This is a genomic window from Desulfobacter latus (assembly GCF_013389365.1).
Taxonomy (GTDB): domain Bacteria; phylum Desulfobacterota; class Desulfobacteria; order Desulfobacterales; family Desulfobacteraceae; genus Desulfobacter; species Desulfobacter latus.
The window spans coordinates 15584-40975 of sequence record NZ_JACADJ010000032.1; the positions used below are offsets into that span (position 1 = coordinate 15584).

Below are 25392 nucleotides of genomic sequence, written 5' to 3' on the forward strand. Positions count from 1 at the left end.
ATTTAAACAAAATACTATTGACAAACCAAACAAACACATATATATATCTCAACCATCGTTTTTACGCAATCTTTAAATGGGTTGCCAATAAAGCGGTTTGACGTGTGCCGAAGTGGCGGAATTGGTAGACGCACTAGTTTCAGGGACTAGCGAGCGTACGCTTGTGGGAGTTCGAATCTCCCCTTCGGCACCATCTCAAGTCAAGTCAAAATCAATATTCCGGTTAAAAATTGTTGCCGCCTTGAATTTGAACAAATTCCTTAAAAATCTGATGATCAAGTAATAGGATTATTTAACCGCACAGGCTAAATCCCTGCCAAGCTGATACGCTTTTCCCATGGCCTCTTTATCATCTTTGACCTTTGCCTTATCAAAAATTCTGAAAACAGCAAGTTCGCCAATCACGTCAAGTCCGAGGGCGGCAAGTGGCTGTCTCATGGCCTCTAACGTAAACCCCATGTCCTCAACGGATTCCTGTTCACATATAGCGGCAATGACAGCCTTTCGACCCTGGTTTTCCAATTGGCTTGTCCAGCTTCTCGGACGATTATCGTTAAAATTATAAAAGCAATATAAACGGTCGATAAGTGCCTTCATCCAGGATGTAACATTATAATTATGCGTCGGGGAGACCAGAATAAGGCCTTTGGCGGAAATAATGCGGTCATAAACGGGTGACAGGTCATCCGTTAAGCCTGTGCAAATTTTATCTTTCCGGCATTTTTCGCACCCAATACACCCTTGAAATTTTAATTTTGTTAAATTCAGGGCATCAGCTGCAATGTTTTCCCGGACCACACCGGATATGATTTGGTTTAGAATCAGATCGGAATTGCCGTTTATTCTGGGACTGCCACTAAAGCCCAGGACTGTTTTTTCCGGGATTGATGGATTTTGTATTAATGATTGGTTTGTATTCATTTAACATTTTCCTATCCGAAAATAACAAACCTGGTCACTTTAGGTAACCAGGCTTGTTATGTTTATAGATCGTTTTCTATCGGCCGTCAGGATACATAATGGCGGCCTGGGCTGCCGCCAGCCGGGCAATGGGCACCCGGTAGGGTGAGCACGATACGTAATTCAATCCTGCTTTATGGCAGAATATGACGGATTCAGGGTCCCCGCCGTGTTCCCCGCAGATACCCAGTTTGATTTCGGGCCGCGTCCTGCGACCGCGTTCCACGGCTGTTGTCACCAGACCTCCCACAGCTTCCTGGTCCAGGGTCTCAAAGGGGTCTGAACTGAGGATGGCATTATCAATGTAGTCGTTCATGAAAGAGCCGATATCGTCCCTTGAAAATCCAAAGGTCATCTGAGTTAAATCATTGGTGCCAAAGGAGAAAAACTGGGCATATTCTGCCATTTTATCCGCAATCAAAGCTGCTCTCGGGATTTCGATCATGGTGCCGTACAGATAGGGCAGGGCGTCTATATCGTAGGCTTCAAGCGCCTGAGCATGGCACTGGGTAACGATATCCCGGACAAAGGCCAGTTCTTTTTCATTGCAGGTCACAGGCACCATAATTTCAGGTATGGGATTTTTGCCTGCCTTGATCAGTTCCGCACACGCCTCAAAGATGGCTTCTACCTGCATGCGGGAGATTTCGGGATAGGTGATGCCAAGTCTTACGCCTCTGTGACCGATCATGGGATTGGATTCTAAAAGCTGTTCACTGCGTTTAAACACTTCTTCTATGTCAATATGCAGGGCATCGGCAATTTCCTGCTGATTTTCCCGTGACTGGGGTACAAATTCATGCAGGGGGGGATCCAGCAGGCGAATGGTCACGGGCAGATTGTCCATGACCTGGAGGGTCGCCTTGATCTCCTCCTTGACAAAGGGGAACAGTTCTTTAAGGGCAGCCTCTCTCTCTTCGTGGGTTTTGCTTAGAATCATTTTGCGCAAAAGGAAAAGGGAGTTGTCTGAGTCCGCACCATAAAACATATGCTCTGTTCTGAAAAGCCCGATACCCTGGGCGCCAAAGTCAAGGGCTGTCATGGCATCTGCCGGGGTATCCGCATTGGTGCGTACCTGCATGGCCCGGTATTTATCCGCAATGCTCATGAATGCTTTGAATCGGACATTTTCCGATGCGTCTTTCATCTTAAGCCGGCCTTGGTATACCATACCTTTGGTGCCGTTAAGGGTAAAGATGTCACCTTCTTTGAACACCCGGGTTCCCACGCGCAGTTCTTTGGTTTCAAAATTAATTTTAAGGGCGCCGGCGCCAACAATGCAGCATTTACCCCATCCCCTGGCCACTAGCGCCGCATGGGAGGTCATGCCGCCCCTTGCTGTCAGAACGGCTGCGGCAGCCCGCATGCCTTCAATGTCTTCGGGATTGGTTTCTTCGCGGACCAGAATGACTTTTTTATTTGATTTGGCCCATTGAACCGCATCGTCTGACGAGAACACAATCTGTCCCCATGCACCGCCGGGGCCTGCAGGCAGGCCTTCTGCGACCTTTACAGCTGTTTTTTCCGCATTCGGGTCCACAACCGGGTGAAGCAAGTCATCCAGAATTTTAGGATCAAGACGGCATACCATGGTTTTTTCATCAATGGTGCCTTCGTCGAGCATGTCCATGGCCATGTTCAGGGCCGCTGTCGCGGTGCGTTTACCCACACGGCACTGGAGCATGTAAAGCCTGCCTTCCTGGATGGTAAATTCAATATCCTGCATGTCCTTGTAATGGGCTTCTAAAAGATTCCTGATCTCAAACAACTGTTTATAAAGTTCAGGCATGGATTCTTCCAGAGAGGGCAGGTGGCTGTTCTGGGCATTTTTGGTGTCGGTGTTCAATGGATTCGGGGTTCTGGTGCCTGCCACCACATCCTCACCCTGGGCATTGACCAGCCATTCTCCATAAAAGTTATTGTCCCCTGTGGCCGGGTCCCTGGTAAAGGCAACGCCTGTGGCAGAGGTATTGCCCATATTACCGAAAACCATGGTCTGGACATTGACGGCCGTGCCCCAGTTGTCCGGAATATGTTCAATGCGGCGGTAGGATACGGCCCGTTTGCCGTTCCAGCTTTTAAATACAGCGCCGATGGCCCCCATGAGCTGATCTTGGGGTTCATCAGGAAAATCGGCCCCCAGATCCTCCCGGATTTTTTTCTTGAACCGCTCGCAAAGGGCCTTTAAATCTGCGGTAGAAATATCCGTATCATTGTCATAGCCCTTGTCGTTTTTCAGGTTATTCATCATCATTTCCAGGTTCAGGCGGATCCCCATACCGTCCTTGGGACTGATTTGTTCCGCTTTTTCCATAACCACATCTGAATACATCATGATCAGTCGACGATAGGCATCATAAACAAACCATTCATTATCGGTTTTTTTGATCAGTCCCGGAATCGTTGCCGGACACAGGCCGACATTCAATATGGTCTCCATCATTCCAGGCATTGAACTTCTTGCACCGGACCGGCAGGATACCAGCAATGGATTTTCCGGATCACCAAAAACCATACCTGTCTGGGATTCAATATTGGCCATGGCCTTTAGAATGTCGCCTTCAAGGGTATCAGGAAAGCACCCGTTTAAATCAAAATAGTGATTGCAGCATTCCGTTGATATGGTGAAACCCGGCGGAACAGGCAATTTCAGCTTTGCCATTTCTGCAAGGTTGGCACCTTTTCCGCCTAAAAGGTTTTTTTGACTTGCATCGCCCTCCGTTTTATCAGGGCCGAACTCATAGATGTATTTGGTCATTTTAAATCACCGTTTATACCGTTTAAATGGTTAAAGACATAATTGATATTAGCTTGCCCAGGCCGTGGAATCAGCCGGAATTTGATTTTTAGTGTTTGGGCGCAAATCCACCCATATGCGGCGTTGCCTCCAGGCAACTTTGTGCCCAAACATGGATTGCCGTTCAGGCACTATTTAGTTTAAATCTGCCAAGACATAACGTCTACTATTAAAACGTTGAAAAAATCAAGTCAAATAAAATCTAATATTTATAAATTCCCCCTTGGATGATAATATTACCATTTTTAAAATGGCGTGTCGGCATTTTATCATCGTCGACAGGCGTAACAGGAGGCATCAATGCTGAATATAGAATCCATAACCAAAGGATTCGCAGATCAGGTACTGCTTGACAATACCGGCATGCAGATCAATTCCGGGGAACGGGTGGGCCTGGTGGGAAGAAACGGCCATGGTAAGACCACGCTTTTAAATATAATTGCAGGCATTGAACATCCCGACGAAGGGCGCGTTATTATACCCGGCGGATATCGGATCGGTGTGCTTTCCCAGCATATAAAATTCACCAAACCCACTGTTCTTGAAGAGGCCATGCTTGGCCTGCCGGATCATGAACGCGATCATTTCTGGAAAGCTGAAAAAATCCTGTCAGGTCTGGGATTTTCAGACCAGGACATGCAAAAGGACCCCATGCTGTTTTCCGGTGGCTACCAGGTGCGTTTAAACCTGGCCAAGGTATTGGTATCCGAGCCTGATCTATTAATTCTTGACGAGCCCACCAACTATCTGGACATTACATCCATCCGCTGGATTACAGGATTTCTTGTTTCGTGGCCAAGGGAGATGCTTCTGGTGACCCATGACCGTGGATTTATGGATAATGTGGTGACCCATGTTGTGGGGATTCACCGTCGCAAGATGAAAAAGATACAGGGTGACACCGCCAAATATTATCTCCAGGTGGCCCAGGACGAAGAGATATATGAAAAAACCCGGGTAAATGAGGAAAAGCGCAAAAAAGAGATGGAGCTGTTCATCACCCGGTTCCGGGCCAAGGCAAGGCTGGCCAACATGGTACAGTCCAGGATCAAAACCCTGGCCAAGCTTGAAGCAAAAGACAAACTGGCAGAACTTAAAAATCTGGACTTCTCCTTTAACTACCTGCCGTTTGCCGGTAAACAGGTGCTGACTGCCGAAATGTTGCGTTTTGGATACCAAAAAGAGACCCCGTTGATTGAAAATTTTTCCTTGACCGTATACCCTGGTGACCGTGTGGCCGTCATCGGCAAAAACGGTAAAGGAAAAACCACCTTGCTGAAACTGATCAGTCAGAATATACATCCGGATGCAGGGTGGGTGAAACCCAATCCAGGCGTAGAAACCGGATATTTTGAACAGACCAATATCCAGACGTTAAATCCGCAATTCACTGTGGAAGAAGAAATTTTGCATGCCTACCCTGAAACAGATCGCCAGACCGCCAGAAACATCTGCGGCGCCATGATGTTTGAACAGGATGCAGCTTTAAAAAAAATCAGTGTGCTGTCCGGTGGAGAAAAGGCCCGGGTCATGCTTGGCAAACTTCTGATCCGGCCTTTAAATCTTCTGCTTTTGGATGAGCCGTCAAACCATCTCGACATTGAGGCCAGTGATGCCTTTGTGGCTGCGTTAAATGCGTTTGAAGGTGCCGTGGTGCTTGTTACCCATAATGAGATGTTTCTGCATGCCCTGGCAAATCGCCTGGTGATATTTACTGCCGACGGCATTGACATATTTGAAGGCACTTATCAGGCGTTTCTTGACAAACAGGGATGGGGGGATGAAGAACTGATCCCTGCAAAGCGCAAAAAAAGCCCACAGCTTTCCAAAAAGGAACTGCGCAAGAAAAAATCAGAGCTTGTGGCCGAAAGGTCAAAGCAATTGACGCCGATAAATAAAACGATAAACAAACTTGAAACTGATATAGAAACAAAGGAAAGCAAGATGGCCCGGGTGGACAAAGCACTGCTCGATGCTTCCCGGGACCAGGACGGATTAAAAATTGCCACTTTATCCAAAGAACATGCTAAACTGGAATCCGACATTGAAATCCTGTTTGACACCTTTGCGGAAATATCTGATAAGGCAGACAAGATAAAAAAGAAATTTGACCGGGAATTATCCGGCCTTGAAGGTGGGGATTAAGATGGACAAACAAAAGCTGACATTTTTTTATGGTATTATTTTGATCGTTGTGGGTATCGCGGTTTTTATAAGGGTTCCCCAGGTGGTCCTCCAAATTGAGACCATTGAATTTTTTAAAAATAAGATCGGAATTGTAAAGTTCTGTGCCTATTTTATAGGTTTTCTTTTGGTACTGGCCGGTGGTATCCGGGTATTCAAAAATTATAAAAAATCGTAACTGTTTCAGGATCTCTTATGGCCGGCAAAACTGCTGTAAAATCCGGTTCCAGCCTTAAATCTACCATTAAAGATCAGTCTGGTGCCGGCAAGGTTAGAATTGGTGAAATTCTTTCCAAAGAAGGACAGATTACCTCCATTATGTTTAATGAAGCCCTCTCTGTCCAGAAAAAGACCAACGAGCGGCTTTCAGGCATTTTGCTCCAGAAAGGCTATATTGATCCGGACACCATCATCAATGTACTGGGACGACTATACAATTATAAAGTTGTCGCTTTTTCTGAAATAAAGCCGGATCCCCAGGCTCTGAAACTTCTGCCCTATGATGACGCCAAAAACAGTCTGGTTTTTCCCTTGAAACTGGCTGGGGACGATCTTCAGGTCTGCATGGCGGAACCCACAGACACGGATGCGGTGGCAGAGCTTGCAAAGAAGACAGGCAAAAACATCCGGGCTTTTGTCTCCACAGAAAATGATATCATCCAGGCCTATCGCGATTTTTATAAAATTTCGGATGAAGAGTATAAAAGTTTTCTTCATTTTGAGGATGAGCCGGAAGACGATGAACCGGTAACCTCTGTTGATGATTTCGGTTCCCTGGTGTCCGAGGCCGCTGAGGAACTTGAGGTGGCTGCCGCTGATGCAGACACTGGTCCGGATGAGTTCATGGCCTCGGATGCCCCCATCATCAAACTGGTAAACGGCATCTTAACCAAAGCAATCAACGACGGCGTGTCGGATATACACATTGAACCTTTTGAAAAATCTTTTCAGGTACGCTACCGCCTGGACGGCGGCATGTACAAGGCCATGAATCTGCCGCTGTCAATCAAAAACGCCGTGCTTTCAAGGGTAAAGATTCTGGCTTCCCTGGATATTGCCGAACGCAGGGTTCCCCAGGACGGTCGTATCAAACTTCGCCTGGGCAAGAAAAAATCCGTAGATTTTCGTGTATCCACCTTGCCCACCCTGTTTGGCGAGAGCGTTGTTATGCGTATCCTGGACCAGAGTGCGTTAAGCGTTGATCTGACTCGTCTAGGGTTTGAATCCGGCACTTTTGATATGCTTAAACGCTGTATCTCCAGACCCTATGGTCTGCTTCTGGTTACCGGGCCCACAGGGTCGGGTAAAACCACAACATTATATTCCGTTCTCAACCGTTTGAACAAGGATGACATCAAGATTCTGACCGCTGAAGATCCTGTAGAATTCAATTTTAAAGGGATTAACCAGGTGCCGGTAAGAGAAGAGGTCGGCATGACCTTTGCCGCAGCTCTGAAAGCCTTTCTCCGGCAGGATCCGGATATTATCATGGTGGGTGAGATCCGTGATATTGAAACCGCTGAGATTGCCATCAAAGCGGCCATGACAGGCCATCTTGTATTTGCCACCCTGCATACCAATGACTGCCCGTCCACCATTGGAAGGCTTGTGGATATCGGCATTCCCCCCTATATGCTGGCCTCATCCGTCACCATGGTGTTGTCCCAGCGTCTTGGGCGCAGGCTTTGTCCGGATTGCAAACAGGTGGTCACCGGATATAATCCCGAAGACCTGGAATCGTATGGTTTTGATAAAAATGAAATTTCGGATTTGACCATTTATGGCCCCAAGGGCTGCCCCCATTGCAATGGGACCGGATACAAGGGCAGGGTTGGGCTGTATGAACTTATGGAAGTGACCGACGAGGTTGCCAAAGCCATCTCTGCTGAAGTGCCTGAAGACCAGTTGCGCAAGGTGGCGATCTCCGAAGGCATGATCACGCTTCGGGATGCCGGCCTGGTTAAGGTGAAATCGGCAGAAACATCTCTGGAAGAAGTGTTAAAAAAAACCGTTATTTCAAAAGAAGCCCTGCCGGCCTACCTGGTGAACCCCGACATTGAACAATACGAAGATAAGGATGTGATCATCCGTGAGGGCAACACGGATATTGATTTTTTTAAGCTCGTTCAAGGCGCTGTCTATGTGGTCAAGGGCGGTAAAATGATAGCGGAAATTACCCAGCCCGGAGAGTATTTCGGCGAAATGGCAGCCATCACCGGTACGTCAAGGTCCGCGTCTATTATTTCAAAGGGACGTGCCAAAATCAAACGGTTTCCCGGAGACAAGCTGATTGAAATCATAGAAAAATATCCTGATGTGGCCAAGCATCTTTTCACGGTCCTTGCCGACCGCCTGAACGAGACGGACCGCAAGCTTGTTTCCCTTTATCATCAGATCAAAAAACATAAAGTCAATAACAACGGCGCTTAGGGCCTATGGTCTTTACTTAAAATAACAAAGGGATTGTTATGGACATGAATGTATTTATTCAGGGTATTCCCAAGGCAGAACTGCATCTTCATATCGAAGGGACGTTGGAGCCTGAGACATTGTTTCGCCTGGCCGAGAGAAATGGTATCCGTATCAAATTCAATTCGGTAGAAGCCCTGCGACAGGCCTATCATTTTGATAATCTGCAGTCTTTTCTGGATATCTATTACGAAGGTGCCGGCGTACTTCAGAAAGAGGAAGACTTTTATGACCTGACATGGGAATATCTCTTGAAAGCCAAAGCTCAAAATATCCGGCACGTTGAAATTTTTTTTGATCCCCAAACCCATACCGAACGCGGCATTGCGTTTGAAACAGTAATAAACGGCATTTATCATGCGTTATCCGACGGGGCCCGCACGCTCAACATTTCATTTTGTCTGATCATGTGCTTTCTACGTCATCTGCCGGAATCCGAGGCCATGGCAACCCTTTCGCAGGCGTTGGATTTTAAAGATAAGATTACAGGGGTCGGGCTTGATTCATCCGAATACGGCCATCCACCATCCAAATTCATACGTGTTTTTGAAAAAGCGAGAAAAGAAGGCTTTATGACCGTGGCCCATGCCGGGGAAGAGGGGCCTGCTGAATATATATGGGAGGCCATCCAAGAGCTTAAAGTCCATCGAATTGATCATGGCGTGCGTGCGCTCGAAGACAAGTCACTTATCAGTGAACTCAAGCGCCGCCGCATTCCTTTAACGGTGTGTCCGCTTTCCAACGTCAAACTGCGTGTATTTAAAGACATCCGGACGCACAGCTTTAAAACACTGTTTGACCAGGGGCTTTGCGTGACGGTCAATTCGGATGATCCTGCATATTTCGGCGGATATGTTGTTGAAAACTATATCGCGCTTCAAAACGCGTTTCAGCTGACGCGGGATGATATCGCACAATTGGCGGTGAATTCGTTTAATGCGGCTTTTATCAGCCAGGATAAAAAAGATATCTTTATTGAGCAGATAAAAAATTTTATGGCTGAATAAAGCAAAGCCTAATCCTTATAATATCGGTCTTTTTCGCTGTAAATACAGCCGCAATACTGCTGGCGATACATGCATAAGGCCTTGGATTTCTCTATCCCCTGTTTCCAGCCTTCACGGAAATCATGATAAATGAATTTAAGTCCATATTGTTTTGCCAGGCCCTGGCCGATTTCCGTAATCAACCCATGATTCTGGAATTTTGAATAGAGCAGGGTAGTGGAGAACCCGTCAAACTTTCCCTTTTTTGCAACCAGGGCAGTGGCTTTAAGACGTGCGTGGTAGCAATACCTGCATCTGTTTTTTTCCCTGAATGTCACTGCACGCAAAAATTCTTCAAGCGCATAGCCTTTTTGCCAGATCATTTTCAGATTCACCTGATCCGCATAATCGCGTAATGTTTCCTCACGCTTCATACATTCTGTAAATGGATGGATATTATGTCGGTAAAAATACCCCATGACCTCTATTTCCATGTTTCTTAAAATCTCAAGGGGATAGATGGTGCACGGGCCGCAGCAGGCATGCAGAATAATTCTCACTGTCTTGCTCCGAAAATGGCTGTGCCCACACGTACTAAAGTAGCTCCTTCTTCAACGGCTACCCTAAAATCATGGCTCATGCCCATGGACAAATGGGTCATGGTTGTATTGGGAAGATTAAGCGTTTCAATATTTTTACTGATCTGTTTAAGCTTTTTAAAATAAATTCTTGCGTCTTCAGGATCATCGAAAAAAGGCGGCATACACATAAGTCCTGAAACATGCAGGTTATCAAACCGGCAGACCTGTTTTGCAATGTCCATAATTTCGTTTTCTTTCGCACCGGACTTGGTCGTTTCCCGGGCAATATTTACCTGGAGTAAAACTTCCTGGATTTTTCCGATTTTCTGGGCCTGGCGGTTGATTTCCCTGGCAAGCTTAACCTTATCCACGGTATGAATCAGGTCAAAATAGCTTACCGCGAATTTGGCTTTGTTGGATTGAAGATGGCCTATAAAATGCCACGTCGCCGATTTTCTGCCAATGAGATCAATTTTTTCCATGGCTTCCTGGATATAATTTTCCCCAAAATCCCTGTGACCGGCATCCATGGCCGCCTGAATCATTTCAGGCGGTTTTCTTTTGCTCACTGCGATAAGGGTCACTCGGGATGCATCCTGTCCGCTTTTTTGCGCGGCAGCATGTATGTCATCATGAATTTTTTTTAGATTGGATTGAATCTGCATTTTTATTTTGTTTCCTTAAAACGGATTGCCCCCAAAGATGCCAGGGCATCAATGAGTTCACACACGGGCAGGCCCACAACGTTGGTATAAGATCCGGATATCTCTTTAACCAGAAAGGCCCCAATCCCCTGTATCCCATAGCCTCCGGCCTTGTCATAGGGTTCGCCGGTGTCTGCATACCAGTTGATTTCATCATTGGATAGTTTTTTAAACCGTACCCGGGTGTTGATAACCCGGGTAACCACATCATGGGCGTCCGGTCTGGTGATGGTAAAGGCGGTAAATACACTGTGTTCCCTGTTGCTGAGCCGGCTTAACATGGTTACCGCCTGCAGGTGCCCGACAGGTTTGCCTAAAATGGTATTATCAATCGCCACTATCGTGTCCGCCCCGATGGTCCAGGCATCCGGATAGTTCGGGGCCACGGCCCGGGCCTTGATTTTGGACAATAAACAGACATAATTTTCGGGGGGCGTGCCCGGATCAACTATAGATTCGTCAATATCGGCCACATGAATTTTGAACGCTATGCCTGCCTGGGTCATAAGCGCTTTTCTGCGCGGTGAACCCGAGGCAAGAACAATTTTTTCTTTGTTTATTGTTTTCATGGCCCTTTATGTATCATAATTTATAAGCGGCGAACAGATTTGTACTATTTTACGATGAAAAATTAACCACTTTTTAGCGGGATCAAGACATAACTATGCAGAAGTTTTTAATCAATAAAGAGGCGTTAAGCGTAAACAAGGCAGTCATTCAGGGTCAGGATGCAAAACATATATGCAAGGTACTCAGGCTTAAACCCCAAGATGCCGTTTCCATGACCGATGGCCATGGTACGGACTTTACAGGCTGTATAGATAAGGTTTCTCCTGAATGTGTGGAAATTTCAATTCTAACTGAGAAAAAAAGCCTGACCGAATCAAATCTCGACCTGACCTTGTGTAGTGCCATGCTCAAACACAACAAGATGGATGAGACTATCAAGCAGATTACCCAACTCGGGGTAACCCGTTGGATTCCTTTTTATTGTAAAAGATCGGTTCCATTGTCAGGCACCCAAAAGGGAAAAAAACAGATTGAGCGGTGGCAGACCATTGCCAGGGAGTCTTTAAAGCAGTGTCGACGGTCTTGTCTTGTTGAAATTATGCCGCCCATGGATTTTCAACAGGTGCTGGCATTCTCAAAAGGCTGTACACATAAATTGGCGTTCTGGGAAGCCTCGGATCGCTCCCTTGCCGTAACGGTCCCTGGAGAGAATAACAAAGCTGTTGTCCTGATCGGACCGGAGGGTGGATTTGAAGAAGAAGAGATCCGGTGTGCCGTTGAATCGGGATTTATGAGTTATTCCCTTGGGCCCAGGATTTTAAGGGCGGAAACAGCAGCGGTATGTGCCTGTGGTTTAATTCAGTATCTGCTGGGTGATATGGGTGGGTCGTAATACTTTTCTAATTTTTTGCTTGACTTGAACGGTTAAAGAACATATATAAGCTGACGTTGTTTGACGTGCCCAGGTAGCTCAGTCGGTAGAGCAGGGGACTGAAAATCCCCGTGTCAGCAGTTCAATTCTGTTCCTGGGCACCACGATTATAAAGGCCTTCGGTTTTAAAAAACCGAAGGCCTTTTTGGCTTTTATCCCGGCTTGTTTCGGCAATATAATTATTACATTATCCTCATATATTTCTAATATAATTTAATTAATGTACAAACGAAAAGTCATCCATCATGGGCAACTTTTTAACTAAACAGGGTTTTCTCAGGTACGAATTAAAAATTTTACTGTCCTTAAACAACATTTTAAAAGGAGGCACAACGGTTATGAAATCATTGAAATATATGACGATGAGGGTTTTTGTCCTTGCCCTTGTTTTGACTTTCATCCCCCTTTCCGGGGTTTTTGCAAAAAATGCAAAATATGTTTTTCTTTTCATTGGTGACGGTATGGGTATGCCCCAGAGAATCGCAGCCGAGCAGTACACCGGCAAAAAACTTCTCATGAATTCTTTTCCGGCCCAGGGCATCACCACCACGCATGCCGCGGACCGGTTTATCACGGGCTCTGCTGCGTCAGCAACGGCCATGGCATCCGGCACCAAAACCAATATCGGCGTTATTGGTATGGACCCGGCGTTGAGACCGGTTAAAACCCTTGCTGAACTGGCAAAGGAAAAAGGTATGAAAGTGGGTATTGTTTCCAGTGTATCTATTGACCACGCCACCCCGGCTGCCTTTTACGCCCATGTACCCAGGCGCAGCCAGTACTATGATATTGATGTTGCCATCGCCAACAGTGGTTTTGATTATTTCGGCGGCGGCGGCCTTAAAGATGTAACCAATAAAAAGAACAACTCAAAAAATTATGTGGGCAACGCCATGGATCTTATTAAAAAGAACGGATACAAGGTGGTGACTGATAAAGCTGAATTCATGGCCTTAAACGCAGCAGACGGCAAAGTTCTTGCTTACAATAACTGGCTTCAGGACGGCAAAGCCCTTCCCTATGACATGGATAAAAGAAGCCGGGATATATCCCTTAAGGAGTTCACAGCCAAAGGCATTGAACTGCTTGACAATGACAAGGGGTTTTTCATGATGGTCGAGGCCGGCAAAATTGACTGGGCCTGCCATGCCAATGACGCCACTGCTTCCATTAAAGATACGCTGGTTTTTGACGACGCCATCAGTGAAGCCTATGAATTTTATAAAAAACATCCTGCCGAAACCCTGATTGTTGTTACCGGGGACCATGAATGCGGCGGTTTGACCCTGGGCTACGCAGGCACCAAATACGCCACCAATTTTGATGTACTGGGTAAACAGAATCTGTCTTTCCAGAAATTCACCGATGAAGTACTCGGCAAATTCAAACAAGGATCGGATAAATCCTTCAATGCCATGAAACCCATCATCACCCAACATTTCGGCCTGACATTCGAAGGTAACGGTCCGCTCGCTTTGCAGGCACATGAAATAAAAGCCTTGAAAGGCGCCTTTGATCGCAGCATGAAAGGGGAACAGGAAAAATCCAAAAATCCTGAAACCTATGTACTTTACGGCGGTTACGAGCCCCTTTCAGTATCCATCACCCATATTTTGAATCAGAAAGCCGGCCTGGCCTGGACATCATACAAACATACCGGTGTCCCTGTTGCCACTTCTGCTGTCGGCGTCAGCGCCGGATTGTTCAACGGATACTATGACAATGTTGATATCGCCAAAAAGACCATGGATATTATGGGAATTGATGAAAAAATCCACTATGCTGAAAAAAGCCCCATTAATGATGTAACGTTTGCTGCTGTAAATTAGGGCTCATGGCCATAACAATAAAAACGTGGGGCAGCATTTGCTGCCCCACGTTTTTTTACTTATTGAGAAGGTTTTGCAATGAAAAAAATCAAGGCAGGAAAAGATACAATCCTCTGCATTTTTTTTATTCTTTTCTGCATTGTGCTTGTCATGCTCCCCACGGGGTTTGAAGATAAAATGGCCCAAAATGCCGTCAGGTGCAAAGGAAAAATAATTTCAGTGGATAATTCGGAAATTCAGACCATTGGAATCATTCAGACAGGGGATCAGAATGTTACGTTGAAATTAATGGACGGGCCGTTTAAGGGTAAGGTTTTGTCTGCTGGAAATCCCCTTCTAGGCCAGATGGATAAGGACAAAATCTATAAGGCGGGTGACACAGCCCTGGTGGTATTGACCTTAAACGAACAAGGTGAAATTATTTTTGTAAATCCCCAGGACCATTACCGCCTGGGGCTTGAAATCTATTTGCTTGGCCTTTTTGCGGTGCTGTTAATCGCTTACGGTGGATTCACCGGTTTGAAAGCCTTGCTTTCTTTTCTTCTCACGGCACTGGTTTTGTGGAAGATTTTGGTTCCTTTGTTGTTAAAAGGGTGGGACCCCATCCTCATTTCCCTTGTGATCATGGCGTCATTAAGTGCCGGTATCATTTTTCTTGTGGCCGGTATTAACAGAAAAGGGTTTACAGCGTTTTTAGGTGCGTTTCTAGGCGTTTTAACAAGCTGTGCCATGGCAATTTATTTTACCAAAGTTTTTCATGTGCATGGCGCTGTCATGCCTTTTGCAGAAACATTGCTTTATTCGGGATTTGGTCATTTAGATCTGACAAAGATATATATTGCCGCAGTATTTATTGCATGCGCCGGTGCGGTGATGGACCTTGCCATGGATGTTGCCGCAAGCATGCATGAAGTCGTATGTACGGATTCTTCCATCACCCGGTGGCAGGCGGTAAAAAGCGGTATCAACGTGGGCAGGGCCGTTGTAGGTACCATGACCACAACCCTGCTTCTGGCCTATTCCGGCGGATTTATTACGTTGATGATGGCTTTTATGGCCCAGGGCGTTCCCTGGGTAAATACCTCAAATTTTATTTATGTCTCTGCTGAGATTCTAAAAACCCTCATAGGCAGTTTCGGACTTGTAACAGTGGCCCCTTTTACCGCTTTGGTGGGTGGCTTTGTGCTGGTGAAGTCACCTGAAACGGCTTTACAGAGGGTCTAAAGGGCGTTTTTGTACCAGCCCGGTGGCTGAATAAGGCCCATGATCGGAATACAATCTTCCAAATAAAATAAGGTCTGATCCGCAAGTGCCGCAATTTCAGAGATGGTTTTATTCCGTCGGCGGGCCCGTCAGCTGATCCGGCGGATCAAGGCGACTCGTCTCATTTAACAGTTTTCTTTCAAGGCCGGCGCTCATGGCAAGCTGGTCCCTGTATTTTTGGATTTCTGCCTGCTGCCGGATGATTTCTTTTCGGGTATTATAAGCAAAAATGGTTTTGAGAATCAGAATAATTCCGCCGACCACAACAACGGCCAGAATGATCCATTTAAGCTGCAAAATGGTATGAACACTGATTCGGCCCACTGCAATGAGCAGATCGGGAACCATCCAGAAAAAAAAGGCCCCCAGCATAATGATGGCCCCCAGTGAGTAAATACTCATCCGACCGAGGGAGGAAAACAGTTTTTCAAACCGGGTTTCTTCAAAAATTTTATTTTCATTTTCATCAGAATGTTTTTTTGCCTTGGCACCGTCTTCTTCTTTAGATTCTTTTGTGCCGAATAGATCCTCAAACGCCCGGATCAGAAAAACAACAAAGAAAATCGGTACCAGGGGCACGCAGACCGATAATGCAATCCAGGTCCGCGTCGGGAATGGTTTGTCAATGGTCTTCCGGATAATTTCATACCCTTCTTCCCTGTAATTTTCAATGCCGTATACGCTTTTGAATTCCGTGGTCCGGATTTGATTGTAAACGCCTTCATATATGATTTCTTTTTCAGGATTATAGATGGTAACCCACTCCTGATTTGCGCCAAGCCACATGCATACCGCCAGGATACCAATTTCAATCAGGGCAAAAATTGATATCATATAAAAAAGTCCGGGAATCCGGCCTTCAATTATTTTTTTCAGTCTCTCGTCACTCATTTACGCCTCATAGATTGCTCTGCTTATTGTGTTGCCAAATAGATAGAATACTGTATTCTGAAATTAAATGCACGATTTTTTCAAGCGGATTGAAAAAATCGATTGAAAGTCCGGCAGGCGGCTTGGCGGGGATGTTCATCCTGCATCAATATCTTATGCGGTGTTGCAATTCCGGGTGTTTTTCCAAGGTTTTCAAAATTATGCGAAGGCGGCGGTCCATGGTCCGTTTATACTGACCGGCCACGCCGGCCATCAAATAATAGCCAATCTCTTTATTATCATTAAACAGGTTCTGTAGGGTTTTCCCGTTCAGGGTCATTATTTCGCACGGTTCCTGGCAGATGGCCGTATAAGAGGCTTTTGCGTCAGAAAGCATGGCTGATGACCCCAACGATCTGCCGGCCTGAAGAATATCAAAGATCACATCAATATCTTCATCCAAGGGAACTTTCAACGCCACCTGCCCCATGACGATCATATAAAAAAGATCAATATTCTCCCCTTGGGAAAACAGCAGGGTATCCTTGCCGTAGATATTGAGCTGGGCCACTTCACTGATCATTTTCAAAAGATGATCCGGCATGTCGGCAAGCATGTTTATTCGCTTGAGATCTTCAATTTTTATCATTGTTATTCCTTCAGTTTAAAATATATATCAGTATAAAAAAGCCAACCGCTGTCGCAGCCCCTAAACCAATGGGCATGGTCCCTTCCATGGCATCGTTATAAAGTCTCGATTTTCTTAATTCCAGGTATCGTCCCCGGATACCGAAAACCAGCCAGATATTCACAGAGACGAACAGTGCAATCCTGGCCGGGGCATCTTTGAAGATAAAGGCCGAAGCTGAAGCCACAGACCGGACCACTTTTTCACATCCGGTATTTAAAGGGTTCAAGATGCCGGCCAGGATATGATACAATTTTTTTCCGCCGATGCGGTAACTCCAGTCTGCATCCAGGTTCACAGCCCGCTGTTCTGCAGGATAGATACCCGAGAGCAGCAATAGGCAAAAAGCCAGTGCTGAGAAGAACAACAACTCCGTCTGGGTGAGCACATGGGAAATGCTGTAAGGTTCGTAATCCACCGGGAACGGCAGCACTGAATATAAATACTGGGGGAATGTGCCGATGAACACGCATAAAAAGGCTGCGATGCCCATGGCAATAAGCATGTTCAAAGGGGCTTCCTTGACCCTGTGTCCTGCATCATGGCCGAAAAAGGCAAAAAACGGGATCTTGATGCCGGCATGGTGAAATACACCGGCCGCAGCAAATAAAAGGACCAGCCAGACAAAGACCAGCGCTCCCTGCCCCGGGTTATGGGACATGTGCGCCACAGCCGACATGACCATGGACTTGGAAACAAATCCTGAAAAAAGCGGGAATGCGGAGATCGAGGCGGCGCCCACAATACAGAAAAGACAGGTCCAGGGCATGCTTTTATACAATCCGCCAAGGTCTGTGGCATTAATCTTACCGGTGCGGTGCATCACCGCCCCCATGGTCATGAAGAGCAACCCTTTGAACAAAATATCATTAAAGGCATGGGCGCAGGCGCCGTTGACGGCAAGCTCAGTGCCGATACCGATGCCCACAACCATGAATCCCACCTGGTTAATCAGGCTGTAGGCCAGCACCCGTCGCAGATCATTCTCAATCACGGCATAGAAAATGGGAAAGGCGGCCATGCCCACACCAATCCAGATCAAAAGATCCGTCCCCGGGTAGAGCCTTGCCAGGGCATATACAGCCGTTTTGGTGGTGAATGCACTTAAAAACACAGCGCCGCCAATGGTGGCTTCAGGATAGGCATCCGTGAGCCAGGGATGCAGGATAGGCCAGGCACAGTTGATGCCGATACCGAAAAACATCAGCCACGATCCCGGGCCGGACAGGGTCATCAGGGACATCTCCAGGGAGCCGGTGTGTGAATAGTGGAACACAATGCCTGCCAGCAGCACAAGGCCCCCGAACGCATGGACCAGAAGATAGCGAAACCCCGCGGCCTGGGCTTTGGGGGTTTTCCTGGCCCAGATCAACATGACCGACCCTAGGGTCAATGCCTCCCAGAAGACAAAAAAGATAAAAAGATCACCGGCAAATATGGCGCCTAAAGCGGCACCAGCATAGAAAAAGCCTGCCACATACTCCACATCGTTTTTAAATCCCAGGATATAAATGACCGTAATAAAAGCAATGATGTGAAAAATATAGCCGAACAAAAGACTTAACCGGTCAACATGGAGCAGCACCAGGTTGAAATCGCCAAAGAACAGGTGATGATGATCTCCCAACGGAATATGGATCAGGTTTAAAAACCCCACCACCGGAATAAGAAGCATATAAACGGATTTGGCCCGGCCCTTGAAAAAGGGTACCAGCAGGCCGCCCACCATGAAAATCAGTGCCGGCATCAGATCCGTTGCCAGTGCCGTATCGGCAGCCATAACTATTTCACTGGTCATAATAATCCTCCCGACGTTTTACCAGGGGCCGCAGCACATACTTGGAGACCAATACCAGGATGACGCAGGCCACAAATCCGTAAAAGGAGTAAAACCCCCAGAAATTTTCCCACTCATAGTAAGCATGGTGGTGAATAACATGATGTTTGGCCAGATAAAGGTAGACTCCGTTCAGAACGAGCAGCCCGACCACGCAAGCGAAAAAGACCGCCAGCAGCCGCTTTACATTTTTGGGATCGTCAAACAGATGTTTTTTTTCTTCCATGGGTAAAAAGCCTTCAACAGGTTGTCTATAAAGGTGAATGGCATAAGATAAATGCCATATACAGACAGGCAATGGTAAAAACCACCACGAACACGGGCTTATACCCCGGCACAGGGTCATGCTTTAATTCCATAAGTTCTTTGTCATCTTGTGGGTTCATCTGTCTAACCTCCTGTAAAACCGGTTACGGCAAGGGTTGAAAGCTTCAGAAAGGGTTGGGGGACAAAAAAGAATATAAAGGATATCAATGCGGTGATCACCAGGGGGACCACGCACATCACAGGTGCTTCGTCAAATTTGCGTTCAAACATGGCCTCCGCCGGTGTGCAGAAAAACGCCTTGTAAAATATGGGCATGAAATAGGCGGCATTGAGAAGAGAAGAGGTTAAAAGCACAAAGAGCATAACGGCCTGATCCCCTTCAAGGGTGCCTAAAACCAGATACCATTTGCTGATAAACCCACCCGTGGGCGGCAGTCCGATAATGGACATGGCGCCGATGAGAAAAGCGGTCATGGTGACGGGCATGCGATAGCCGATGCCCACCATCTGGCTTAAATATTTTTTGCCTGTGGCCACATAAATGGCGCCGGCACAGAAAAACAGGGTAATCTTGCCGAATGCATGCATGGTGATATGCAGAATCCCTCCGGTCATACCTTTGGGTGACAGAAGCGCTGCACCAAGGACGATATAAGAGAGCTGACCAATGGTGGAATAGGCCAACCGCCGTTTGAACTCATCCTGGGACAGGGCAATGGCGGAACTGGTCAGAATGGTCACCGAAGCAATAAACGCCACAAGTCCGCCAAGGCCTAAAGAGGAGAGAAGTTCCACCCCGAAAATACCGGTCAGCACCCGGATAATGGAAAAAACCCCCACCTTGACAACGGCCACGGCATGCAGCAACGCCGATACCGGGGTTGGCGCCACCATGGCAGCCGGCAGCCAGGTGTGTACGGGCATGATGCCGGCCTTGGCAAACCCGAAGACAAACATCAGCAGCAGAACCGTGGCAGACGGTGTTGACAGCTGACCTGTAAAAATACCGGCTGCCGAAAATTCAAGGGTGCCGGTGGCGTGGTAGCACCAGATCATGGCCGGCAACACAAGACCAATGGAGGTGCCGAGAATAAAGGTCAGATACCTGCGGCCCGACACCTTGGACGTTTCATCCTGATGGTGCGTGACCAAAGGATAGGTGGCCAAAGATAAAATTTCATAAAAAAGATACAGGGTGATCAGGTTCGCGGAAAATGCCGCCCCGATGGTGGCGGAAATAGCCAGGGCAAAAAAGGCGACAAACCGGGTTTGACTGTGTTCGTTAAGTCCGCGCATGTAGCCGATGGAATACATGGCTGTGATAATGTAAAGAGATGATGCCACCAGGGCAAAGAGCATACCCAATGCGTCTACGCTCAGGGCAATGTCAGCCCCCGGTGCAATGGGAAACAGTGTCAGCCCGATGCGGTTTCCATCCAGAACCGCCGGTACCATGGAGACCACCAGAGCAAATGAGAGGATACCGGCAATGAAGGTCCAGGCTTCGCGGACATTGGGCCGCCCCCCGGAAGAAACCAGTACCGGAATCACTGCCAGGGGGATCAACACAGCCAAAACAGGTTTGATCGATTGTATAAATTCCATGTATGCCTTTTTTAAGAACGAAGTAACGGCCAGATCAATCTGACAACAATGGTTTTGGAATACATCCCCACTACGATGAGGCTGATGCCGGCGATACCCAGAACCGCAAGGGATATGGCCGGCGCCTCCTGAATTGCCACGGTGGTGTGCCGGCCGTGGGTATCGCTGCCATGACCAACATGGGTGTCGGGGGATTCAAAAAAACAGACCTCAAATACCTTGAAAAAAAGAACTGCACAGATCAAGGATGACATGATCAGGGCTGCGGCAAAATGCCAGGCTCCGGCTTTAAACGCCCCTAAGATCAGATACCATTTGGAGAAAAATCCGCAGGTGGGCGGTACCCCCACAATGCTGAAGGCCGCCAGAACAAACCCGGTCATGGTCCAGGGCATTTTGGCAAAAAGCCCTTTAAGATCCTTTATCTGAACCCGGTCCAGTTTATAAACCATATTGCCCACGGCAAGGAACAAGGCAAAGGTCATTAGCCCATCGTTCAGGATGTGAAGCACAGCGCCTGTTAGACCTAAATTATTGCCAAGCCAGGCACCGCCCACCATATACCCGATTTCACACACAATAATATAGGCAAGCATCTTCTTTAAATTTGTCTGGGCCAGGGCCATGACACCGCCGGCCAGAATGGCGATGGTGCCGAGCCACACAAGAGTATCGGCGATATGAAGTTTTATGAAAATATAATCCAGCCCAAAGACCGTGATCATCAGACGCACCATGACATAAACCATCACTTTGGTCATCAGCGGTGCCACAATCCGTGCAAATCCCACCGGTGCATAGCTGTAGGCATTGGGCAACCAGACATGCAGGGGGAACAGGGCCATTTTGATAAATACCCCCACAAGGCACAGGATAAAGGCAGTCAAAATCGTGGTGGAGTCCTGGAGGGTTGGGATCATGGTGGCAAACTCAGCCATGTTCAGGGTGCCGGTTTTAATGTAGATGTACCCCACCCCTAAAAGATAGAACGAGGCGCCTATGACGCCCACAAAAACATAATTTAAAGCGGAAATCGGTCCCCTGTCCCTGTCGCCTAAAGCGATCATGGTGTAGGAACTTAACGAGGTGATCTCAATGAGGACGTACAGATTAAATAAGTCGCCTGTAGAGGCCACACCGGTCAGCCCCACCACAAAAAGCAGATACATCGCGTAAAAGGATGGGCGTCGGTCCGGCATCTCCTGTTTAATATTGGGCCGGGATGCCGCAAGATTTAAAAAGGCAATGGCTGTAATCAATACCAGGACCATGGCATTTAAGGTATCAATGCGGTACTCAATACCCATGGGCGGCGCCCAGCCGCCCATGTGGTAGGCAATGGGACCGTGACCTGCCACATAGATCAGATCCCGGACAGCTGCGGCGCAGGAGATCCCTGTGGCGATCAGTGCCGCAGGATAGGCATACCGCTCCTCTACAAAAGATAGAATCCCGGCAGTCAAAGCGCCGACCAGGGGGGCGATGACGACAATGGCTGGATAATGAATCATGATTTTATTTTTTCCGATAAGCGCATTCTTAATTCATCTTCTTCCAGCGTCTGGTACCGCTGGTATACCTTGACACAAAGGGCCATGGCCACGCCTAAAGTAGCCACCGACACCACAATCGCGGTAAGCATGAGTACATGGGGCAAAGGATTCATGTAATCAGCGGCATGAATGGCAGCCCCGTGCCCGCCATGGCCGTGATCTCCCTTGATAATGGGGATGGTGGCATTGTGCTTGAACCCGATGGAAACATAGAACAAAATGATGGCGGTCTGAAAAATATTCATGCCCACCAGCTTTTTCATCAGGTTGTTCTTGGCAATCATGGCATAAAGGCCGATCATCATTAAAATGACATAAAGGCAGTAATTGTATTTGGCGGCAATCAGCATGAATAATTCCGTCATTTGCAACTCCCTTATAATCCTTCGTCGTGTTTGCCTTCAGACACGATATTAATGTAAATAATGACCATGACTGCCGTCACAGACATGCCCACACCGATTTCAACCCCGAGCATACCCAACGCCCTGATATGGTGTTCCCCGAAAATAGGGGCATATTTCTCATAATCCAGAAAGTTGCCGCCTAAAACCATGGCCGCCAGTCCAATACCCATATAGACCAGAACCCCTGCAGCAGACAGAATGCCTAAAAACTTCTCACTCACCCGTTTGAGTAGATATTTCAGATTATAGGAGATGGCCAAAAGAATGAAGCTGGACCCCAAAATTACGCCGCCCTGGAACCCGCCGCCCGGGGAAAAATCCCCGTGGGCCACCACATAGAGTGCATAGATCTGGATAAAAGGAATTAACATCCGGCACACCGTTTTAATGATGGTGTCCGGCGGGAGCCACTCCTTGTCCATATCTTCAAATTCATTGCCCGCAATGATCTGTCTGTCCGGATTTTTAACATGCAGAATCACGCCGCTGGGTACATGGCGGTAATAGTGGTCTTTTTTAGGGGTGAAATCCCGGAGCAGCATAAAGCAGGCAAGGCCTGCACAAAAGACCACTGCCGTTTCAAGCATGGTGTCAATACTTCTGTAGTCGGCAAGGACGGCTGTCACAAGGTTGGGCACTTCGGTATCCCTTATGGCATTTTCAATGTAATACTTGGATAAATGAAGGGATGCCGGCGTGTTTGGGTCCCCCCAGTCCGGCAGATCGGCTGTGCCGTACAATAAGAGCCCGCCGGTGAGGCAGACCACAATCAGACTTAGCAGTTTCAATCTTTTGTCCTCCTGCTGGTTCGGAATACCGCGGCCACAAAGAATACGGTACTGACACCCGCGCCAACGCTTGCCTCAGTAAAGGCCACATCCACAGCCCCCATTATCGCCCACAAAAGACACATCATAAAAGAATAGGCCCCAAAGAGGACGGCCGTGGCCAAAAGATCTTTTACATAGATGGCAGCCAGGGCACAGACAATGACAAAAACCAAGATAACCAGGTTAATAGACCAGTACATAATTACTCTTCTCCTGTGCCTTGTAATTGAGATGTTTTTTTTCGGGTAAAAGGGCTTAAGCCCGCCCGCATGCCGGCATCCACAATGGCCTGGGTGGCTGTGGGAATGGAATGGAGTACAAAAAACACAATCAGCATCATCTTGACGGACAAAAGCAAGGTACTCAAAGAGAAATGATGCAGGTTGTATGCGGCCAGACCTGACACCATGGCAAAAAGCCCTAATGTATCCAGTTTACCTGCCGGATGAAGCCGGGTGTAAAAATCCGGCATCCGAATGATTCCCACAGTTCCCCCGAGGAAAAATAAGAAACCAATACACAGACAGATGACAACAAAAAAATTCATGAGACCTCCTTTGTTTCCCCCTTAAAGGATCCTTCATACAGACCTTTTCTTTTGTGAAAATACCGGGAGGCGGCAATGACGGCCACAAAGTTTAAAAACCCATAGGCCAGGGCAATGTCCACAAACATGTCTACCCGCTCATACAAAAAACCTATGAGCAGAAGCAGTACAACGGTTTTGCTACCAATGGCATTGACACCGATAAGTCGGTCTAAAATCGTGGGGCCCATCAAACATCGGTAAAAGGAAACAAACATGAGAAAACATAAGCCTAAACTGATACATAAAAAAAAGGTATTCACTGTTTTTCTCCGTAAATGCCGGCTACTTTGGCAAGCATGGTTCCGGGCAGGGCATCCGCAGAGCGCCTGTCAATGGCATGAACCGAAAACAAGCCGTCCGCTGTGGCTGTGACCGTAATGGTACCCGGGGTCAGTGTTATGGAGTTGGCCAGGATGGTGATGGACAAATCCGAGGTTAGATGTGTTTGAAAAACCGTAATATGAGGATCAATCAACTCATTCATTCTCGGATGGAATATTAGAAACATCAGGTTGAAATTTGCTTTTACGATTTGCCACATCAGCCAGGGAATGTAAGCGATAAATCCGAAAAAAAGGCCTGGATAGCGGGATGTCACATTTGGAAAAAGCAGATCATGAAAAAACCAGGCCACAAGCAGACTCGATATCACGCCTAAGCTGATGAGCAATGTTGAAAAATTACCGGACAGGACCACCCAGGTTAAAAACATGAGTATAAAGGTCAAAAAAAATGATACAAACGAAAATTTTTTTTTGCGTTCTTCGGACTGAACCGAAGCGCAACTATTCGGGGCGGATTGAGCCAAATCAGACCTCCTTAAAAACTTGATCGTTGAGGATACAAGTTCAGGTAACGATCACACACACCAGTCAAAGTTATAATCCCCAACGCTGCATAAACATGTTTATGCAGCGTTGGGGATTACGCTTTAACGCCGTAAAGCCCGCACAGTTTATCAAGCAGCTTAACCATGCCCCCTTTATTCGATGCATCGTCTGGGCTGTCTTTAAATTCTATGTTTTGATTTTCGAATTCAAGCCGGTGGGCATGGGCCTCATGAATCGTTTTTAAGAGCATGGCCATGTCAACCGGTTTTGTTAAAAATTTGAAGGGATTGTATTTCGTACGTTTGAGTGCGCGGTCAATATTGCCGTGTGTCGTGAGTAAGATACTTGGCAAACAGGGCTGCAACTGTCTGAGGCGTTTGAGTACCTCAATGCCGTCGATGCCGGGCAGTTCCAGTTCTACAATGGCCACATCAAAATTTTCTTCTGTAGCAGCCAGGACGGCTTCTTCTCCGGAAAAGGTTGCCTTGACCGTGAATCCTTCCGACACCATACGGGTGGTAAGATACGTTAGAAAGGTCTGTTCGTTTTCCACGAATAGAAGTTTCATAAAGCCCTTTTATAGAATTCGGCAAGAAAACCCACTGATCACCGAAGGTGTCGGTGGGATGAATTGCCGCTTTTTAGCCTTGCTGTTCAATATACCTCTTAATTGTTTCAATTGAAGCATTACCAATTGAGCAA

The 25392-nt window shown here is 47.1% G+C and carries 26 protein-coding genes and 2 tRNA genes; 9 read left to right on the forward strand and 19 right to left on the reverse strand.

Going from position 1 to position 25392, the window contains the following annotated elements; genetic code table 11:
• Positions 1-106 precede the first annotated feature (106 nt).
• Positions 107-193, forward strand: a tRNA-Leu gene (locus HXW94_RS10355).
• Between the two features lie 95 nt (positions 194-288).
• On the opposite strand, the gene HXW94_RS10360 is transcribed toward HXW94_RS10355, so the two are convergent.
• Complete coding sequence (locus HXW94_RS10360) at positions 289-921, reverse strand: flavodoxin family protein (RefSeq protein WP_178366828.1); 633 nt, start codon at positions 919-921, stop codon at positions 289-291.
• Between the two features lie 76 nt (positions 922-997).
• Entirely contained in the window at positions 998-3718 is a 2721-nt protein-coding gene (ppdK, locus tag HXW94_RS10365) for a pyruvate, phosphate dikinase (protein WP_178366829.1), read from the reverse strand.
• 339 nt (positions 3719-4057) lie between these two features.
• On the opposite strand from ppdK, the gene HXW94_RS10370 reads away from it, so the two are divergent.
• Genes HXW94_RS10370 through HXW94_RS10385 form a run of 4 tightly spaced genes read left to right on the forward strand, consistent with a single transcriptional unit; the run spans position 4058 to position 9417 of the window.
• Complete coding sequence (locus tag HXW94_RS10370) at positions 4058-5902, forward strand: ABC-F family ATP-binding cassette domain-containing protein (RefSeq protein ID WP_178366830.1); 1845 nt, start codon at positions 4058-4060, stop codon at positions 5900-5902.
• A 1-nt stretch (position 5903) separates the two neighbouring features.
• Positions 5904-6119 carry a hypothetical protein gene (locus tag HXW94_RS10375; RefSeq protein ID WP_178366831.1) on the forward strand — a complete coding sequence of 72 codons (216 nt, stop codon included), beginning with the start codon at positions 5904-5906 and terminating at the stop codon, positions 6117-6119.
• Between the two features lie 17 nt (positions 6120-6136).
• The gene (pilB, locus tag HXW94_RS10380) at positions 6137-8371 is read left to right on the forward strand and encodes a type IV-A pilus assembly ATPase PilB (RefSeq protein WP_178366832.1); all 2235 of its coding nucleotides are present in this window, start codon (positions 6137-6139) and stop codon (positions 8369-8371) included.
• Positions 8372-8415: 44 nt separating this feature from the next.
• On the forward strand, positions 8416-9417 hold the full coding sequence (locus HXW94_RS10385) for an adenosine deaminase (RefSeq protein ID WP_246293832.1): 1002 nt from the start codon (positions 8416-8418) through the stop codon (positions 9415-9417).
• Positions 9418-9425: 8 nt separating this feature from the next.
• Here the strand turns inward: HXW94_RS10385 and HXW94_RS10390 are convergent, their stop codons facing one another.
• The 3 genes from HXW94_RS10390 to HXW94_RS10400 are packed head-to-tail and all read right to left on the reverse strand — an operon-like array spanning position 9426 to position 11250.
• Complete coding sequence (locus HXW94_RS10390; protein ID WP_178366834.1) at positions 9426-9956, reverse strand: epoxyqueuosine reductase QueH; 531 nt, start codon at positions 9954-9956, stop codon at positions 9426-9428.
• The gene (locus tag HXW94_RS10395) at positions 9953-10642 is read right to left on the reverse strand and encodes a YggS family pyridoxal phosphate-dependent enzyme (protein WP_178366835.1); all 690 of its coding nucleotides are present in this window, start codon (positions 10640-10642) and stop codon (positions 9953-9955) included. The genes HXW94_RS10390 and HXW94_RS10395 overlap by 4 nt, the downstream gene beginning before the upstream one ends.
• Positions 10643-10644: 2 nt before the next feature.
• Positions 10645-11250, reverse strand: a complete 606-nt coding sequence (locus HXW94_RS10400; RefSeq protein ID WP_178366836.1) for a Maf family protein — start codon at positions 11248-11250, stop codon at positions 10645-10647.
• Between the two features lie 95 nt (positions 11251-11345).
• Between HXW94_RS10400 and HXW94_RS10405 the strand changes: the two genes are divergently transcribed.
• The 4 genes from HXW94_RS10405 (at position 11346) to HXW94_RS10420 (ending at position 15175) form a co-directional block, all read left to right on the forward strand.
• On the forward strand, positions 11346-12083 hold the full coding sequence (locus HXW94_RS10405; RefSeq protein ID WP_178366837.1) for an RsmE family RNA methyltransferase: 738 nt from the start codon (positions 11346-11348) through the stop codon (positions 12081-12083).
• Positions 12084-12150: 67 nt separating this feature from the next.
• Positions 12151-12226 (forward strand) — tRNA-Phe (locus HXW94_RS10410).
• A gap of 234 nt (positions 12227-12460) precedes the next feature.
• Entirely contained in the window at positions 12461-13951 is a 1491-nt protein-coding gene (locus HXW94_RS10415) for an alkaline phosphatase (RefSeq protein ID WP_218576670.1), read from the forward strand.
• 78 nt (positions 13952-14029) lie between these two features.
• Entirely contained in the window at positions 14030-15175 is a 1146-nt protein-coding gene (locus HXW94_RS10420; RefSeq protein ID WP_178366838.1) for a YibE/F family protein, read from the forward strand.
• 108 nt (positions 15176-15283) lie between these two features.
• Here the strand turns inward: HXW94_RS10420 and HXW94_RS10425 are convergent, their stop codons facing one another.
• From HXW94_RS10425 to HXW94_RS10485, 14 genes are all read right to left on the reverse strand, one after another.
• The gene (locus HXW94_RS10425) at positions 15284-16105 is read right to left on the reverse strand and encodes a hypothetical protein (RefSeq protein WP_178366839.1); all 822 of its coding nucleotides are present in this window, start codon (positions 16103-16105) and stop codon (positions 15284-15286) included.
• A 145-nt stretch (positions 16106-16250) separates the two neighbouring features.
• Entirely contained in the window at positions 16251-16733 is a 483-nt protein-coding gene (locus tag HXW94_RS10430; protein ID WP_178366840.1) for a Crp/Fnr family transcriptional regulator, read from the reverse strand.
• A 10-nt stretch (positions 16734-16743) separates the two neighbouring features.
• Complete coding sequence (locus HXW94_RS10435; protein ID WP_246293833.1) at positions 16744-18570, reverse strand: Na(+)/H(+) antiporter subunit D; 1827 nt, start codon at positions 18568-18570, stop codon at positions 16744-16746.
• Entirely contained in the window at positions 18560-18835 is a 276-nt protein-coding gene (locus tag HXW94_RS10440; RefSeq protein ID WP_178366841.1) for a hypothetical protein, read from the reverse strand. The genes HXW94_RS10435 and HXW94_RS10440 overlap by 11 nt, the downstream gene beginning before the upstream one ends.
• A 25-nt stretch (positions 18836-18860) precedes the next feature.
• Entirely contained in the window at positions 18861-18995 is a 135-nt protein-coding gene (locus HXW94_RS19850; protein WP_281357831.1) for a hypothetical protein, read from the reverse strand.
• A 4-nt stretch (positions 18996-18999) separates the two neighbouring features.
• Positions 19000-20481 carry a monovalent cation/H+ antiporter subunit D family protein gene (locus tag HXW94_RS10445; RefSeq protein WP_178366842.1) on the reverse strand — a complete coding sequence of 494 codons (1482 nt, stop codon included), beginning with the start codon at positions 20479-20481 and terminating at the stop codon, positions 19000-19002.
• 11 nt (positions 20482-20492) lie between these two features.
• Positions 20493-21992 (reverse strand): complex I subunit 5 family protein, encoded by a 1500-nt coding sequence (locus HXW94_RS10450; RefSeq protein WP_178366843.1) that lies wholly within the window; start codon positions 21990-21992, stop codon positions 20493-20495.
• The gene (locus tag HXW94_RS10455) at positions 21989-22399 is read right to left on the reverse strand and encodes a cation:proton antiporter subunit C (protein ID WP_178366844.1); all 411 of its coding nucleotides are present in this window, start codon (positions 22397-22399) and stop codon (positions 21989-21991) included. The genes HXW94_RS10450 and HXW94_RS10455 overlap by 4 nt, the downstream gene beginning before the upstream one ends.
• Before the next feature lie 11 nt (positions 22400-22410).
• Positions 22411-23229, reverse strand: coding sequence for a Na(+)/H(+) antiporter subunit B (locus tag HXW94_RS10460; protein ID WP_178366845.1), 819 nt, complete (start codon positions 23227-23229; stop codon positions 22411-22413).
• Positions 23226-23471: a Na(+)/H(+) antiporter subunit B gene (locus HXW94_RS10465; protein ID WP_178366846.1), complete on the reverse strand. Its 246-nt coding sequence runs from the start codon at positions 23469-23471 to the stop codon at positions 23226-23228. The genes HXW94_RS10460 and HXW94_RS10465 overlap by 4 nt, the downstream gene beginning before the upstream one ends.
• 2 nt (positions 23472-23473) lie before the next feature.
• On the reverse strand, positions 23474-23818 hold the full coding sequence (locus HXW94_RS10470) for a cation:proton antiporter (RefSeq protein WP_178366847.1): 345 nt from the start codon (positions 23816-23818) through the stop codon (positions 23474-23476).
• Entirely contained in the window at positions 23815-24120 is a 306-nt protein-coding gene (locus tag HXW94_RS10475; RefSeq protein WP_178366848.1) for a monovalent cation/H+ antiporter complex subunit F, read from the reverse strand. The genes HXW94_RS10470 and HXW94_RS10475 overlap by 4 nt, the downstream gene beginning before the upstream one ends.
• Positions 24117-24668 carry a Na+/H+ antiporter subunit E gene (locus tag HXW94_RS10480; protein ID WP_246293834.1) on the reverse strand — a complete coding sequence of 184 codons (552 nt, stop codon included), beginning with the start codon at positions 24666-24668 and terminating at the stop codon, positions 24117-24119. The genes HXW94_RS10475 and HXW94_RS10480 overlap by 4 nt, the downstream gene beginning before the upstream one ends.
• Positions 24669-24784: 116 nt before the next feature.
• Positions 24785-25258 (reverse strand): response regulator, encoded by a 474-nt coding sequence (locus tag HXW94_RS10485; RefSeq protein ID WP_178366849.1) that lies wholly within the window; start codon positions 25256-25258, stop codon positions 24785-24787.
• Between the last annotated feature and the right edge of the window lie 134 nt (positions 25259-25392).

Bases quoted from the DNA above. Each gene is read 5' to 3' on its own strand.
- HXW94_RS10435 (WP_246293833.1), bottom strand. From the start codon at position 18,570: ATGACCAGTGAAATAGTTATGGCTGCCGATACGGCACTGGCAACGGAT.
- HXW94_RS10360 (WP_178366828.1), bottom strand. From the start codon at position 921: ATGAATACAAACCAATCATTAATACAAAATCCATCAATCCCGGAAAAA.
- HXW94_RS10440 (WP_178366841.1), bottom strand. From the start codon at position 18,835: ATGGAAGAAAAAAAACATCTGTTTGACGATCCCAAAAATGTAAAGCGG.
- HXW94_RS10375 (WP_178366831.1), top strand. From the start codon at position 5,904: ATGGACAAACAAAAGCTGACATTTTTTTATGGTATTATTTTGATCGTT.
- HXW94_RS10385 (WP_246293832.1), top strand. From the start codon at position 8,416: ATGAATGTATTTATTCAGGGTATTCCCAAGGCAGAACTGCATCTTCAT.
- HXW94_RS10485 (WP_178366849.1), bottom strand. From the start codon at position 25,258: ATGAAACTTCTATTCGTGGAAAACGAACAGACCTTTCTAACGTATCTT.
- HXW94_RS10395 (WP_178366835.1), bottom strand. From the start codon at position 10,642: ATGCAGATTCAATCCAATCTAAAAAAAATTCATGATGACATACATGCT.
- HXW94_RS10430 (WP_178366840.1), bottom strand. From the start codon at position 16,733: ATGATAAAAATTGAAGATCTCAAGCGAATAAACATGCTTGCCGACATG.
- HXW94_RS10450 (WP_178366843.1), bottom strand. From the start codon at position 21,992: ATGATTCATTATCCAGCCATTGTCGTCATCGCCCCCCTGGTCGGCGCT.
- HXW94_RS10415 (WP_218576670.1), top strand. From the start codon at position 12,461: ATGAAATCATTGAAATATATGACGATGAGGGTTTTTGTCCTTGCCCTT.
- HXW94_RS19850 (WP_281357831.1), bottom strand. From the start codon at position 18,995: ATGAACCCACAAGATGACAAAGAACTTATGGAATTAAAGCATGACCCT.
- ppdK (WP_178366829.1), bottom strand. From the start codon at position 3,718: ATGACCAAATACATCTATGAGTTCGGCCCTGATAAAACGGAGGGCGAT.
- HXW94_RS10445 (WP_178366842.1), bottom strand. From the start codon at position 20,481: ATGGAATTTATACAATCGATCAAACCTGTTTTGGCTGTGTTGATCCCC.
- HXW94_RS10370 (WP_178366830.1), top strand. From the start codon at position 4,058: ATGCTGAATATAGAATCCATAACCAAAGGATTCGCAGATCAGGTACTG.
- HXW94_RS10425 (WP_178366839.1), bottom strand. From the start codon at position 16,105: ATGAGTGACGAGAGACTGAAAAAAATAATTGAAGGCCGGATTCCCGGA.
- HXW94_RS10455 (WP_178366844.1), bottom strand. From the start codon at position 22,399: ATGACGGAATTATTCATGCTGATTGCCGCCAAATACAATTACTGCCTT.
- HXW94_RS10405 (WP_178366837.1), top strand. From the start codon at position 11,346: ATGCAGAAGTTTTTAATCAATAAAGAGGCGTTAAGCGTAAACAAGGCA.
- HXW94_RS10400 (WP_178366836.1), bottom strand. From the start codon at position 11,250: ATGAAAACAATAAACAAAGAAAAAATTGTTCTTGCCTCGGGTTCACCG.
- HXW94_RS10420 (WP_178366838.1), top strand. From the start codon at position 14,030: ATGAAAAAAATCAAGGCAGGAAAAGATACAATCCTCTGCATTTTTTTT.
- HXW94_RS10465 (WP_178366846.1), bottom strand. From the start codon at position 23,471: ATGTACTGGTCTATTAACCTGGTTATCTTGGTTTTTGTCATTGTCTGT.
- HXW94_RS10470 (WP_178366847.1), bottom strand. From the start codon at position 23,818: ATGAATTTTTTTGTTGTCATCTGTCTGTGTATTGGTTTCTTATTTTTC.
- pilB (WP_178366832.1), top strand. From the start codon at position 6,137: ATGGCCGGCAAAACTGCTGTAAAATCCGGTTCCAGCCTTAAATCTACC.